Annotated in this window: 12 protein-coding genes and 1 pseudogene; 1 reads left to right on the top strand and 12 read right to left on the bottom strand. The window is 60.5% G+C overall.

The features are described 5' to 3' along the window. Nucleotides 1-355 precede the first annotated feature (355 nt). The 10 genes from ACIQ36_RS12480 to ACIQ36_RS12525 form a co-directional block, all read right to left on the bottom strand. Entirely contained in the window at nt 356-1,087 is a 732-nt protein-coding gene (locus ACIQ36_RS12480; RefSeq protein WP_395827836.1) for an amino acid ABC transporter ATP-binding protein, read from the bottom strand. Nucleotides 1,088-1,118: 31 nt separating this feature from the next. Continuing rightward, on the bottom strand, nt 1,119-1,811 hold the full coding sequence (locus ACIQ36_RS12485; protein WP_395829702.1) for an amino acid ABC transporter permease: 693 nt from the start codon (nt 1,809-1,811) through the stop codon (nt 1,119-1,121). Between the two features lie 4 nt (nt 1,812-1,815). After that, nucleotides 1,816-2,547, bottom strand: a complete 732-nt coding sequence (locus ACIQ36_RS12490; RefSeq protein WP_395829704.1) for an amino acid ABC transporter permease — start codon at nt 2,545-2,547, stop codon at nt 1,816-1,818. A 98-nt stretch (nt 2,548-2,645) separates the two neighbouring features. Further along, nucleotides 2,646-3,566: a transporter substrate-binding domain-containing protein gene (locus ACIQ36_RS12495; RefSeq protein WP_395829706.1), complete on the bottom strand. Its 921-nt coding sequence runs from the start codon at nt 3,564-3,566 to the stop codon at nt 2,646-2,648. A gap of 60 nt (nt 3,567-3,626) precedes the next feature. Further along, nucleotides 3,627-4,418 carry a LysR family transcriptional regulator substrate-binding protein gene (locus ACIQ36_RS12500; RefSeq protein ID WP_395829723.1) on the bottom strand — a complete coding sequence of 264 codons (792 nt, stop codon included), beginning with the start codon at nt 4,416-4,418 and terminating at the stop codon, nt 3,627-3,629. Between the two features lie 180 nt (nt 4,419-4,598). After that, nucleotides 4,599-5,897: an aminotransferase class I/II-fold pyridoxal phosphate-dependent enzyme gene (locus tag ACIQ36_RS12505; RefSeq protein WP_395829708.1), complete on the bottom strand. Its 1,299-nt coding sequence runs from the start codon at nt 5,895-5,897 to the stop codon at nt 4,599-4,601. Between the two features lie 23 nt (nt 5,898-5,920). Beyond that, the gene (locus ACIQ36_RS12510) at nt 5,921-6,724 is read right to left on the bottom strand and encodes an alpha/beta fold hydrolase (RefSeq protein ID WP_395829711.1); all 804 of its coding nucleotides are present in this window, start codon (nt 6,722-6,724) and stop codon (nt 5,921-5,923) included. A 1-nt stretch (nt 6,725) separates the two neighbouring features. Next, complete coding sequence (locus ACIQ36_RS12515) at nt 6,726-7,361, bottom strand: RraA family protein (protein ID WP_395829713.1); 636 nt, start codon at nt 7,359-7,361, stop codon at nt 6,726-6,728. Continuing rightward, nucleotides 7,361-8,041, bottom strand: coding sequence for an RraA family protein (locus ACIQ36_RS12520; RefSeq protein WP_395829715.1), 681 nt, complete (start codon nt 8,039-8,041; stop codon nt 7,361-7,363). Before ACIQ36_RS12520 ends, ACIQ36_RS12515 begins: the two co-directional genes overlap by 1 nt. 14 nt (nt 8,042-8,055) lie before the next feature. Next, the gene (locus tag ACIQ36_RS12525) at nt 8,056-8,712 is read right to left on the bottom strand and encodes an RraA family protein (RefSeq protein ID WP_395829717.1); all 657 of its coding nucleotides are present in this window, start codon (nt 8,710-8,712) and stop codon (nt 8,056-8,058) included. A 121-nt stretch (nt 8,713-8,833) separates the two neighbouring features. Between ACIQ36_RS12525 and ACIQ36_RS12530 the strand changes: the two genes are divergently transcribed. Then, nucleotides 8,834-9,829 (top strand): LysR substrate-binding domain-containing protein, encoded by a 996-nt coding sequence (locus tag ACIQ36_RS12530; protein WP_395829719.1) that lies wholly within the window; start codon nt 8,834-8,836, stop codon nt 9,827-9,829. A 645-nt stretch (nt 9,830-10,474) separates the two neighbouring features. Here ACIQ36_RS12530 and ACIQ36_RS12535 read toward each other — a convergent pair. Together ACIQ36_RS12535 and ACIQ36_RS12540 are read right to left on the bottom strand one after the other, a co-directional pair. After that, on the bottom strand, nt 10,475-12,346 hold the full coding sequence (locus tag ACIQ36_RS12535; RefSeq protein ID WP_395829721.1) for a methyl-accepting chemotaxis protein: 1,872 nt from the start codon (nt 12,344-12,346) through the stop codon (nt 10,475-10,477). Nucleotides 12,347-12,365: 19 nt separating this feature from the next. After that, nucleotides 12,366-12,800: pseudogene (locus tag ACIQ36_RS12540) on the bottom strand (transposase family protein); the annotation flags it as partial. Between the last annotated feature and the right edge of the window lie 125 nt (nt 12,801-12,925).

Raw genomic sequence — 12,925 nt, forward strand, 5'->3', positions numbered from 1 at the left:
TCTTCTGGAGCCAATCGGCAACATACCGCCAGCCGAGGCCGAAGAACGATACTACGCCATGCTGGACGCACCAGCCATGGCCGCATAACTTAAACCAAACGGTCTCCGGCAAACTCGGGGCGGTTCATAATGTGGGTCGGAGAGCCATTATAGTTTCACGCAATTCGGGCCAGAAACGGCGATAAAATCGGGCCGAAAGCCGGATGATTGTGGGCCGCTACACATAATCTGTGATTCCGTAAAACGGCTCTCCTTCATCCGAATATCCTCGTTCGAACGACCGAGAAAATTCTTCCTACAATCCTCTGCAATCAAAGGGGGGACTATCAGTCAAGCTTCTCCTGTTAGGCTAAAGTCAGTGAGATAAAATTTTTGATAAGAAAAGCTGGGCGCGTTCACTCTTGGCTTCAGTAAAGAAGGAAGTAGTTTCGGCGTCTTCCACAACTTCACCGCGATCCATGAAGACAACGCGGTGTGCCACTTTGCGGGCAAAGCCCATTTCGTGGGTCACCACCATCATTGTCATACCCTCGCGGGCAAGCTCGACCATCACATCGAGGACTTCATTGATCATTTCGGGGTCGAGGGCCGAGGTTGGCTCGTCGAACAGCATCGCAATCGGGTCCATCGCCAGCGCGCGGGCAATGGCAACGCGCTGCTGCTGACCGCCTGAAAGCTGCCCAGGGAACTTATGGGCGTGCTGGGAGAGGCCGACGCGCTCCAGCAGCATTTCGCCCTTCGCCATCGCCTCGTCCCGCGAGCGCCCAAGGACTTTTTGCTGCGCGAGGCAGAGGTTCTCGGTGATCTTCAGGTGAGGGAACAACTCGAAATGCTGGAACACCATACCAACGCGGGCGCGCAGTTTTGGTAAATCCGTGCCCGGTGCCTTCAGGCTGATGCCATTCACCGTGATCTCGCCGCTCTCGAACGGCTCCAGCGCGTTCACGCATTTGATCAGCGTGGATTTGCCCGAGCCCGAGGGGCCGCAGACCACCACCACTTCGCCCTTGGCGACCGTCAGGCTACAGTCTTTCAACACTTGAAAGGCCGGGCCGTAGAATTTGCTGACGTTGCTCAGCGTAATCATTGCACTCATGGGAAGTCTCCTGAAGCCAAGGTCAGCGGATGATGGCAATGCGCCGCTGCAACCGCTTCACCAGGGTCGAAGCCGTGAAGGAAATAATGAAGTATCCGGCGGCGGCGAACAGATACATCTCCACCAAGCGCCCGTCGCGCTGGGCCACTTTCGAGGCCGCCCCGAGGAAATCGGGAATCGACAGCACGTAAACCAAGGAGGTGTCTTGAAACAGCACGATGGTTTGCGTCAGCAGCACCGGGGCCATATTGCGAAAGGCTTGTGGGAGGATGACCGAGCCCATCACCTGCCGGTAGGTGAGCCCCAAGGCGTAGCCCGCCATCAACTGCCCGCGCGAGATGGACTGAATCCCCGCCCGCATGATTTCGGAAAAATACGCTGCCTCGAACAAGGTGAAGGTGATGAGGCTGGAGGCAAAGGCCCCCACCGCAATCGGCCGGTCGCTCTGCAACACCCATTGGCCGATATAGGGCACGAGGAAGTAGAACCAGAAGATCACCAGCACCAGCGGCAGGGAGCGCATGGTATTGACATAGCCCGCCGCTATTTTCGGCAATACCGGCAGCGAGCTGAGGCGCATGAGCGCGATCAAGGTGCCGAGTACAATGCCGCCCGCGGTGGCGAGCGCCGTCAGGGTCAGGGTGAAGACCAGCCCTTCTTTCAGCAAGTAGGGCAGGGCACGCCAAATAACATTGAAATCGAAATCGCTAAACATGGCGCTATTTCCCCTGTCCGTAGCCGGGAATTTTCACCCAGCGTTCCAGTGAGCGCATCGCCGCTGTTACCAGCAGGTTCAGCAGCAGATAAATCACCGTGGCGGCGGTAAACGCCTCGAACACTTGGAAGGAGAATTCCTGAATAGCGCGGGCGCGGGCGGTAAGTTCGATCAGCCCGATGGTGAGCGCGACCGAGGTATTCTTGATCGTGTTCAGAAATTCCGAGGTGAGCGGCGGCAGAATGATGCGAAACGCCATCGGCAACAGCACATAGCGATATGTCTGCGCCGTGGTGAGGCCCAAGGCGAGTCCGGCCATGCTTTGCCCGCGCGGCAGGGCGATAATCCCGGCGCGCACTTGTTCTGCCACCCGAGCCGACATGAAAAAGCCGATGCCGACGACGGCGGTGAAGAAGGAGGCGTTCGGCAGTTGCTTTAACCATAAGCCGATGGGGGCGGGGACCAGTTCCGGCAGCACGAAGTACCAGAGGAAGAGTTGCACCAGCAGCGGGATATTGCGGAAGAGTTCCACATAGGCATTGCCGAAACCAACGGTCCAACGGTTGGGCAAGGTGCGGATCACGCCGATGAAGCTGCCGAACAGCAGCGCCCACACCCAGGCGCAGGCCCCCGTCGCAATCGTCCATTTCAGGCCGACCAGCAGCATATCGAAATAAGTGCCAATGCCTTCCGGCGAGGGCTCTAAAAAGATGCCCCAGTTCCAGGTGTAATTCATGGTGGCCCGTCCTGTGATCACGCCCGCACGGGGAGGGGGGGATTACCCCCCTCCCCTCCGGCTCAAGCATCTCCCTAGGGGGGAGGGCGGGAGAATGCTTACGAGCCGTAGGCGTCGGGATCGGCGCTATCGGTCGGCTTGGTAAAGGCCCCTTTCAGGCCGGGGGACATGGGGACATTCAGGTTTAAACCCTTGGGCGGAATCGGCTGCTGGAACCATTTGGCGTAGGTCGCGGCCCCGGCTGGGCTGGTGTAAAAATCAGCCGTGGCTTTATCGACCAGTTTTTTGAAATCCGGATCGTCTTTGCGCAGCATGATCCCGTAAGGCTCGGGCTTCGAGAAAGCTTCGGCGCTCATTTGATAGTCGGCTGGAGCCTTGGCGTTGGCAACCAGGCTGGCGAGCAGCACATCGTCCATCACGAAAGCGGCGGCGCGGTCGGTTTCAACCATCAGAAAGGCTTCGGCATGGTCTTTGGCGGCGAGCACATTGATGCCCAAACCGCGCGCCGTATTCACATCGTTAAGCTGTTTGATGTTCGTCGTGCCGGAGGTGGACACAACGGTCTTGCCCTTCAGATCGTCGATCTTCAGGAGTTTAGCGCTCTTTTTCGACACGAAAGCGCTGGCGGTCAGATAGTGGGTATTGGCGAAAGCCACCTGCTTTTGCCGATCAAGGTTATTGGTGGTCGAGCCACACTCAAGATCGACCGTGCCGTTGGCGATCAGCGGAATGCGGGTGGCGGACGTGACGGGCGTGAACTTTACGTTCAGCGCGGGCAGCTTCAGGTGAACGCGCACGGCATCGACGATGGCGGCGCAAATATCCATGGCATAGCCGACCGGCTTTTGCTGATCGTCGAGGTAGGAGAACGGAATGGAGGAATCGCGGTGCCCGACCGAAATGGCGCCGACTTCCTTGATCTTCTTCAAGGTGCCGGTCAGCTCTTGGGCTTGGGCGGTGAAAGCAAGCGCCGTGGTTGCCAGAATAGCAAGGGTGGTGCCGGTGATGATGGAACGCATAGGCTCTTTCTCCTCTTCTCGGTGATGGTCCCCTGTTAGGGAAGTGCTGCCGTTGGCCGGTCAGCTTTTATCCGGTTTCTTTTTGAGTGCAGGTTTACGAACCGGATGAAGACTAGCAGGTTCCGCCTGTTTCAGCCCCGACCAGAGGCGATGCACGGCGGCCCTGCGATTGGTGCGGTCGCAGTAGGCGACAATACTGATATCCATGCCCCAGGCGTCGCCGCCCAGGGGGGTGAGCGTTTCGGCACTGGTGGGGGTGATGCCCGAGTCGGGCAACCACGCAACCCCATGCCCCGCAAGCGCCATTTCCCGCAGCACATCGGCCATATCGCTATCCATCACCGGGATGCTGGCGAGCGGGGCCGGGGCGGCGTCGATGATGGCATCGACAAGCCGGGCGAAATAGATACCGCGCGAATAGCGCAGCAGCGGCACTGGGCGGCGCGGCGTGCCAGGAAACTGAAGCTGACCGCTCGCCACCAGCGTTTTCGCGGCCCAGGGGCGCAGCCGATCCGTCTCGATCTGCACCTTATCGAAGCGGGCCATATCAAGGAACATCGGCTCCTGCGCGCCGTAGAAACAAATGGCGACATCGACTTCTCCGGCCACAAGCGCGGCCCCAAGATCGTGGATATTGCCTAGCATCAGGCTACACGTGAGCTTCTGGCCATCCGTCCACTCGGCCCACCACGACGGCAGGCGCGTGGTCGCGAGCGCGTAAGGAATAGCGATGCGAATATGGTCGGCCTTAGTCGCCCCACCGCCGGAAATCTCGGCCCGCGCATCAGTGAGCGTACGGGCGATTTCGGTCGCGTAAGCTGATGCGCCTCTGATCGGCAGATTTCCTGACAGCCCCTTTCTGGCGAAATTTGGTTAATGACGTTGTCTCATAGTAGCAGATGATGTGGGTCGGAGAGCCTTTGAAGTCTCATGCAATTCGGGCCAGAATCGGCATCAGGCCAAACCTCGGATGATTACGGCGCGGTACACATAATATCACCCCCAACGAGTTAGAACCGTCATTCAAAAAAATCAATCCACTGGCCCATTTGCTTCTACGACTGACAACCCGGTCACCGCCAACAGGATCGACAGCGCAATGACATCGGCGGCGATCCTGGCCTCATCAAGCGTCGCGAAGCTGGGAGCGATGCGAATGTTGCTGTCATTGGGGTCCACGCCATTGGGCCAGGTCGAACCGGCGACGGTAAGCGAAAGCCCGGCCTCGGCGGCGAGCGCAACCGCGCGTTTCGCAGCTCCGGGCACCGTCTCGATGCTGATGAAATACCCGCCATCAGGCCGCGACCAGGTTGCCGCGCCCGTCCCGCCAAGTCGGCTCTCCAACCCATCAAGGATCGCTGCGAACTTCGGGGCGAGCAGCTTACGATGCGCCTCCATATGCCGCCGCACGCCATTAGCGTCGCGCAGGAAGCGGACATGGCGAAGCTGGTTCAGCTTGTCGGGACCGATACTGCGCCGCCGTGCCCGGTCCATATACCACGCGATGTTCGCGGGCGAAGCCGCGAGGAAGCCGACACCTGCCCCGGCGAAGGTGATCTTAGAGGTTGACGCGAAGACCAGCGCCCGGTCCTGGTTTCCTGCCGCCTTACAGGCCGCAAGGATGGCTTTCGCCGTCTTTCGGTTGCCGCCGAGATGATGGACGATATAGGCATCGTCCCAGAGCAGACGGAAATCGCGCGCACCGGTCGACATCGCCGCCAACCGGTCTACCACGGCGTCGGACCAGACCTCGCCGGTCGGGTTGGCATAAGTCGGCACGCACCACATACCCCTGACCGCCGGGTCGCGGGCCAGGGCTTCGACCGTTCCTATCTCCGGGCCATCGGACGTGACCGGAACCGGCAGCAGGCGGATGCCTAAATCCTCGCATATCCTGTGATGCAACTCGTAGCCGGGAGCCGGGCAGAGGAAGGCGATCTCGCCTGCCTTGCCCCACGGCTCCTGTGAGCCCGGAACGCCCTTGAGTAAGGCCCAGACGATGACGTCGTGTATCATCGCAAGGCTGGAATTGCCGCCGGCAATGATTTGCTCCACCGGTGCGCCGAGGAAGGTGGAGAAGATCGCACGTAACTCGGGCAAACCCTGCGGATCACCGCCGTAGTTCCGCGCGTCCTCGCCCGAATCGAGCAGCGTGTCAGATGTATCAAGCAACGTCAGCATGGCGTTGGAGAGGTCGAGCTGCTCCTTCGCAGGCTTGCCGCGTGCGATGTTAAGCTTCAGACCCCGCGCCTTGAGGGCTGCGTGTTCTTCTTTCAGCCCGGCGTTCAGGACGCGCAGGCTTTCGGCATCCATCCGGTCGAGGGCTGGCATCGGGTTTCCTGTCATTCTAAAGGTCATTCGCCCGCGTGGAGCGCGGCGATGCGACGCCACATCTCGGGCGGGTTGGAATACATCGGCCAATGATTGCTGTCGGAGATCCCGGCCAGTGTCACACCATTGGCCTCGAGGTGGTTGAGATAGGAGAGGTGCGCGTTCTCCACCCCGTACATGAACATCTTCGAGCACGGCAGGCCGAGGAACTTGTCCATCAACCCGCCATTGTCGGAGAGATCGACCATGGAGGTGAAGATCGGCCGCACCGCGCCGGCCCGCACCTTATGACGCAGGCCGACGGCATAGAGCGCGCTGGCTAAAGCTGGCGCATGGCGGGTGCGCTCTATGAAATCGTCCAAGAAGCGCTCGGGGTCGTTAGCCGGATAATCGTGAATCTGACGGCTGAGGAAACAGTCCTCGGGCGCGATGTTGCCCTCGATGTTAATGAAGCTGAGCACGCGGTCTGGATCGGCATCGGCCAGCATCAATGCGGTCAGCCCGCCCATGGAATGACCGATCAGGTGGAAACGCTCGAAGCCGGCGCTGTCCAGCATCGCCAGCGCGGTCTCCATGAGAAAGGGCACCGAGATATGGGACAGGTCCGAACAGACCGTCTCGCCGCAGCCCGGCGCGTCATAGGCAAGGAACGGACGACCGGCGAAGGCGGAGTCGCGCGCCATGTCGGCATAGTCCTCTTTGGTCGAGCCGAAGCCATGAAGGAACAGGATCGGAGCGCCATCTCCGCCGCGTGAAAGCGAGGCGACCCGCAAGTCCACGCCTTCAACATCGATATGGCGGATAGTCCGTTCGAATGCCTGGCTCATCTCACGCCTCGCGCCATTTCGACAGGCCCAGCAGATCGAGCGTCGACTGCCCGGCCTCGAGCTTTTCCATCATCGCGGCTTCCTTGTCGGCGCGGGCTTGTCCGTTGGCCAGCGTGTCGGTCACAACGGAAGTTGGCAGCACTAGCACGCCATCATCGTCGGCCACGACCAGATCCCCCACCGCGACCGGCGTGCCAGCTAGGCTGATCGGCTGGCCGACCGAAGGCGCGCTCGCCTTGATCGTGCCGCGCATCGAGACGCCGCGCGCAAAGACCGGGAAGGCCCGTGTCCGAAGAGCTGCGATGTCACGCACGCCGCCGTCGATCACCAGCCCGGCCACGCCAGCGGCCTGAGCCGCCACCGTCAGCACCTCGCCCCAATAGCCGGCAACGAAGCCCTGCGCGTCGATGACCAGAACGCTGCCGCGCGGCACCTTCTCCATTGCTAGATGAATGGAGAGGTTGTCGCCGGGCGAGCATTGCAGCGGGAAGGCTGGCCCGGCCAGGACCGCGCCTGTCCAGACGGTCCGGATCGCGGGATCGACCGAAGAGGTGGCGATGCCTGATGCCTCGTAGAGCGTGGAGGTGCCCTGCCTGAGCGCCTGCTCCAGCGCGGCCTTGTCGTAAGTCCCGCTCATCAGGATTTCCTTTGCAGCGTGTGATAACCGAGTGCCTCGCGCGCCTCACGGATACTCGCGCCTCGCGCGATGCGCTCGCGGATCGCGGCCTCGACCTCTTCGATCTCACGGGCGGTTGCTGCCACCTCACGAGCGCGCTCGCGAGGCACGATCACCACGCCGTTGGCATCGGCCACCACAATATCGCGGCTCTGCACCCGCACGGTGCCGACACCGACCGTGCCCCCAACGTCTTCCGTCTGAACCCGGTCCTTGCCGGTGCGCATGAAGCGGCCCGCCGTGAATAGCGGATAGTTATCGCCAAGCGCTTTCGACACGTCGCGACACACGCCGTCGATCACCGTTCCGGCGATTCCGCGCAGCCCTGCATATTGGGTCATGATGTCGCCCCAGACGGTGCAGTCGGCGCGCCCATTGTTGTCGATCACTACGACGTCGCCCTCGGCCACGTCGTCGATGAAGTCTCCGACCGTGCCCGGCGGAACTGAGGCCGGGACGTATTTGACGGTGAAGGCCGGTCCGACCACCGGCTTCGTGTAGTCGGCCAGTGGCATGATGCCGAGCGCCTGGCCGTGCAGGCCGAGTTTATCCATCGCGTCCGAAACGCCGGGCGTGTCCAGCCCGGCGAAGAGCGTGACCAGCTCGTGATCTTCGGCGGATTGCTTTTGCGGATTGTTCATCTCTCTTCTCCGGCTCACCTAGCGTTGATGGCTTCGAATTCCTTGTCGTGCATGACCTCGGCGACCGAGCGGCCGGCGCGCACCGCTGCGACCATGCTGTCCTGGCGCTTCGCAATGCGCTCGCCGAGATCGAGCACCTCTTCGATCCGTCCGGCGGACACAAAGACCGTGCCGCAGCGGTCCGCGATCACATAGTCGTTCTCGTTGACGATGACCCCCGCCATCCGCACCGGCCTACCCGAGTTGATCTGGATTACCCGGCTGCGTGCCGAGATCATCGTCACGCCCCTGCCGAAGACCGGATAGCCAACGGCCTCGCTGCCCTCGATGTCGCGCGAGCAGCCATCGATCACTGAGCCGCGCACCTTTTTTGCGACGGCCGCGTTGGCGAGGATGTCACCCCAGCAGGAAATCCCGTCCACGCCGCCGGCGATCACCAACACCCGGTCATCGGTATCAACAGCGTCGATCACCGGCGAGATCAGGTGAACAGCGGACTTGGCGTCCGCCTTGGGGCCGAGCTGGATGGTCGAGGCGCGACCGACGATTCTCGGGCAATCCCAGAGCGGACGCAGGCCGTAGGTCGCGCCGGGCAGGCCGAGGAAGTCGAGCGCATCCGAGACGGTGTTGCTGTCGAGGGTGGCAAGGCGGTCGAGAAGGGTTCGGCTCATGGCGGCATTTCTCCATAACAGATGCCGAATTTTTCATTCTCTCTCCTGATAGGTAAAATACCATCTTTTGAATTCTGTGATATAAAAGTAGGAATAACAATACATCAGGAGCGATCAGAGCGTGACGGCAACCCTTGATTTTCGACTGATCCGGCAGCTCTGGATGTTCCTGGCCGTGGCGGAGGAGAGTCATTTCGGCCGTGCGGCGAAGCGGCTCGGCATGTCGCAGCCGCCGCTCACCGAACAGATTAAAGTGCTGGAGAAGTCGCTCAATCTCACTCTCTTCGAGCGCTCGCGGCGCGGCACGGTGCTCAGCCCTGCCGGCGCGGCGATCCTGCCCGCCGTGCGCCAGTTCGCCGGACAGGTCAAGCGGCTGGAGCAGGTCGTGCGTGAGGTGGCGTCGGGCCAGTCGGGTGTCCTGCGCGTCGGCGCGATCAACGCGGCCATGCTGGAAACCGTCCCGGCGATCCTAGCAAGGCTCAAGCAGCAGCATCCGAATCTGACGGTCTATATCGAAGAGATCGACAGCGCCGAGGCCGTACCCGCGCTGGAGGCGGGCGAGCTCGATCTCGCTTTCGTCCGCATCGAGGGCGAGGTCGGTCCCACCATCGCTACCAGACCCTTGACGGAAGACCGGTTGGCCGTGGCGCTCCCGGCCGGCCATTCCCTTGCGACGCTGCCGCGCGTTCCGCTGCAATCGCTGGGGGGCGAGCCGCTGGTCATGTCCTCGCGCAAAGTCAGCCCGGTCTATTTCGACATGCTGACGGGCATATGCCGTCGCCATGGTTTTGCGCCGCGCATCCTGCACGAGGTCCGCTCGGTGGTCTCCCAGATCGCCTATGTCGGCTGTGGGCAGGGTGTGGCGCTGGTTCCCGCCTCGATGGCCAAACTCGCCCCGGAAAATGTCGTCGTGCGCCCACTAAAGGAACGCATCATGGTTGTGACCGCCGCGCTTGCATGGAACAGGAATCGCCACCATCCGATGGTTGAGGCGGTGGTTGCTCAACTTGAGGCAGGCCTGGACTTTGGACTTGTAACGGATTTGTGCCGGTTACCTGAGAATTTTAAACTCGGATCAGGAGTCCGGCGAGAGGAGGAGGAGGCATATCGAGGCTGACGATGCCTGATGCAGGGCTCGGTACGGCCGTGGCAACTGCTGCAGAATGCAGTTTAGGCGTTGAAAGGAAGTGAACCGCGCTGGGATTGTCGGAGGCCGTCCGCCGTGCTTGGCCGGTCGCCTTTAATGTCGGGCCTGCTCAACGGCGTCGAGCACGAAGGCGGCATGGGCCGTTCGGGGTTAAATGCTTGGAACAATATCTTAAGAATCCCGAAAGCATATCCAATAGTCTCGCGCCATAATCATCATTATGGTACTTATTTATGCCGAGCGTCAGGATCTGTGGCACCAGAGGATCAAGAGTGAAACGGCGCAGTTGGTCCAGTTGCTTTGTCAGGCGTGCGCGGTTCAAATGGTCGTCGGCGGTTCTGCTGTGGAGTTTCCAGGACGTAACAAAAGTTATCTATCGGTCGCCCGACGCAGGGTGACGCCCAGTGTGATACGGAGCGCAATTCTTGGGGCGTTAGAAGATCGATACACAAAAGGCCCGGCTCGCCTGAGCACTTTTCAACGCAAAAGACGCTAGATTGCCGCGCGACTAAGTGCAACCAAGTGTGCGTCTCGGCTCCTATTTCATCTCCGACGCCAGCAACAATTCGGTATCGATTTTCTTACCAAGTCTTGGATGATTGCGGGCCGCTACACTTAGGGGGCGAGCTGCGCTTGAGCAGCATAGTCCGTGAGCGCGCCGGTCAGGCTTCCAGCCTCGCCAGCGAGGCTGCGGGCGGAGTTCGTGAGGGTATCGGCGATTACTGCCGTCGATTTGGCTTCGCTCAAAACCTGTTGCACAAGGCTGGCCGCTGCCTGGGCTTGCGCGGCGATTTGACCGACGCGGCTTGCGACTTCCGCAGAAGTCGCATTGTGCTGCTCGACCGCGCTGGCGATAGAGGTTTGAAGCACATTCACTTCGGTGACGGCTGAGCGGACCGATTCGAAGCCATTCACCGTGGCGTTCAGACTATCCCGGATCGCGTGGACCGTTTCGGCAATGCGGTTGGTGGCGCTGGTCGTACTGTCGGCCAGCTTTTTGACTTCTTGGGCGACGACGGCGAAACCGCGCCCAGATTCCCCCGCGCGGGCGGCCTCAATGGTGGCATTCAGGGCGAGCAATTTGGTTTGATCGGCGAGGCTGGTGATGAATAGAACGATGCCGTCGGCCTCGGCGGCACTATTGGCGAGGGTTTTCACCGTATTGCCGGTTTCAGCGAGGAAGCGCGTGGCCGAATCGGCGCTGCGTTGCGCGTCGGACGCGCGCTGGCTGATTTCGCGGATTGCCGTTGTCAGCTCTTCGGTTGCGCCGGAGACTTGTACGGCGCTTTCGCTGCTTTGGGCCATCAGCCCCCCCACATCGCCCGCCAGCGAGCTCGTCTGCCGGGACCGTTCGATGAGCGATTCGGCGACGTGATTCAGGGATTGCGCCTGCCGGTCAACACTGCTAGCGACCGATTGAACGTCCTGCATCATCACTTCGGCTTGGCGCGTGGCTAAGGTTTGTGCGGTAACATCGATCCAGGTGAGCGCCACACCGACGATCTCCCCCGTTCCATTGCGAACCGGCTCTAAGCTTGCCGTAACATCGGTTTCACCAATATGCAGGCGAAGCCCGCGTGACGATTCTTCCGCGCCGGTTAGGCAGCGGGCAAGATGAGCGTCGCCGAGCCCCAGCAGGTCTTTACCGTCGGTGGTAAGCGTGTGGGCTTCGCAAAAGTTGCGCGCGGCCGGATTAAGGAACAAAACCATCCCATCCTTGCCCAACAGAGCGGTAGGGGTGGGGCTGCTGTCGACCATCTGCTTGAGTTGCAGCACATTTTCGACACTGAGGCGTAAATGGGAAAGGGCGCGCGCCATAACCGCCATCTCATCGGGGCCGGTCGGCGGAATCTCTTGCTTCGTATCACCCGAGGCGATGGCCTCCATCACGCGGGCAAAGGCACCAAGCGGACGGAAAACCGTAACGCGTAGCACAACGAAACCACCAACTACGACGAACACAGCGAGTAAGAGCAGGGCTTTCTGGCCTTCATCTTGAACTTGGTCGACCTGTTCAACAAAACTATCGACGCCGCGGGTAAAACCGACATCGGCCCAGGGGCGGTTATTCGACCCCAGCAGTGTTGCGCGGGCTAAGGCAACCGTGTTCACATCAGTGGACAACCCTTCGCTTTTATAAACGCTCTGATTCTTGCCATCGAAGATTTCGACGGTGCCCCCCAGCGATGGGCCAATGCCTTCAAGCAAATGCAAGGGATCGGTAACAATTTCCATCACCCCCAGAACGCGAAACCCGCCAACGGGAACGAAAATAGAGTGTAGCGGTCGCCCGGCGGATGTCTGCCACAGATGGGCTGATCCTTGACGCTGGGCCCCTCTATCGCGCGCCTTCAACTGCTCGCGCAGGGCGCTATCTTCGGTGGCTGACACTTCATCTCCCTTGGAGGCGCGGGCGATGAAGGTCATATCCGTCGTGAAAACATTGACTGCCACGAGCCTGATGTGCTGCTCGACGACTGGGGCCATCTGACCTGCCTTGGAACTTTCATCCGGCTGAAAGTAGAGCCTGCGTTAAAGTTACGTTGTTTGGTGCGGTATAGGCAATGGGGCCAGGCTCGGAGCCCGGAACGGGCGGAGAGACTGGCTCCATTGCTTTGAGGTTTGCAGCGTGCGCTGCTGGTGTCTGGTAACCCAATGCCGAATGCGGTCGGGTGGTATTATAATCGGCCACCCAGGCAGCAATGACGGCCCGCGCTTGAGCCATGCTGGTGAACAGGGTTTCATTGAGCAACTCATCGCGCATCCGACCGTTAAAGCTCTCGCTGTACCCATTCTGCATCGGTTTCCCAGGAGCAATGTAATGCCATGTAATCTTGGCGTCCTGAGCCCATTTCAGCACAGCGTTGGAGGTTAGTTCGGTCCCATTATCGGAAACAATCATCCCCGGTTTTCCCCGTAGAGCCACCAGCGCCGCCAGTTGGACACCCGCAATAACCGTTTAATTTGGCCTGTCCTTCGGGGTTTTTGATCGTTATCGTTGGTGTAGGCGCATTTTTTGCCCATTTTTCTGCCCTTTTCACCCTGATTTCGGGTGTTTCCCGGTTT

Source organism: Elstera sp., from assembly GCF_044372965.1.
GTDB lineage: Bacteria > Pseudomonadota > Alphaproteobacteria > Elsterales > Elsteraceae > Elstera.

Coding starts and splice junctions, on each gene's coding strand:
- ACIQ36_RS12490 (WP_395829704.1), bottom strand. CDS start 2,547: ATGAATTACACCTGGAACTGGGGCATCTTTTTAGAGCCCTCGCCGGAA.
- ACIQ36_RS12515 (WP_395829713.1), bottom strand. CDS start 7,361: ATGAGCGGGACTTACGACAAGGCCGCGCTGGAGCAGGCGCTCAGGCAG.
- ACIQ36_RS12525 (WP_395829717.1), bottom strand. CDS start 8,712: ATGAGCCGAACCCTTCTCGACCGCCTTGCCACCCTCGACAGCAACACC.
- ACIQ36_RS12480 (WP_395827836.1), bottom strand. CDS start 1,087: ATGATTACGCTGAGCAACGTCAGCAAATTCTACGGCCCGGCCTTTCAA.
- ACIQ36_RS12485 (WP_395829702.1), bottom strand. CDS start 1,811: ATGTTTAGCGATTTCGATTTCAATGTTATTTGGCGTGCCCTGCCCTAC.
- ACIQ36_RS12510 (WP_395829711.1), bottom strand. CDS start 6,724: ATGAGCCAGGCATTCGAACGGACTATCCGCCATATCGATGTTGAAGGC.
- ACIQ36_RS12505 (WP_395829708.1), bottom strand. CDS start 5,897: ATGCCAGCCCTCGACCGGATGGATGCCGAAAGCCTGCGCGTCCTGAAC.
- ACIQ36_RS12520 (WP_395829715.1), bottom strand. CDS start 8,041: ATGAACAATCCGCAAAAGCAATCCGCCGAAGATCACGAGCTGGTCACG.
- ACIQ36_RS12535 (WP_395829721.1), bottom strand. CDS start 12,346: ATGGCCCCAGTCGTCGAGCAGCACATCAGGCTCGTGGCAGTCAATGTT.
- ACIQ36_RS12495 (WP_395829706.1), bottom strand. CDS start 3,566: ATGCGTTCCATCATCACCGGCACCACCCTTGCTATTCTGGCAACCACG.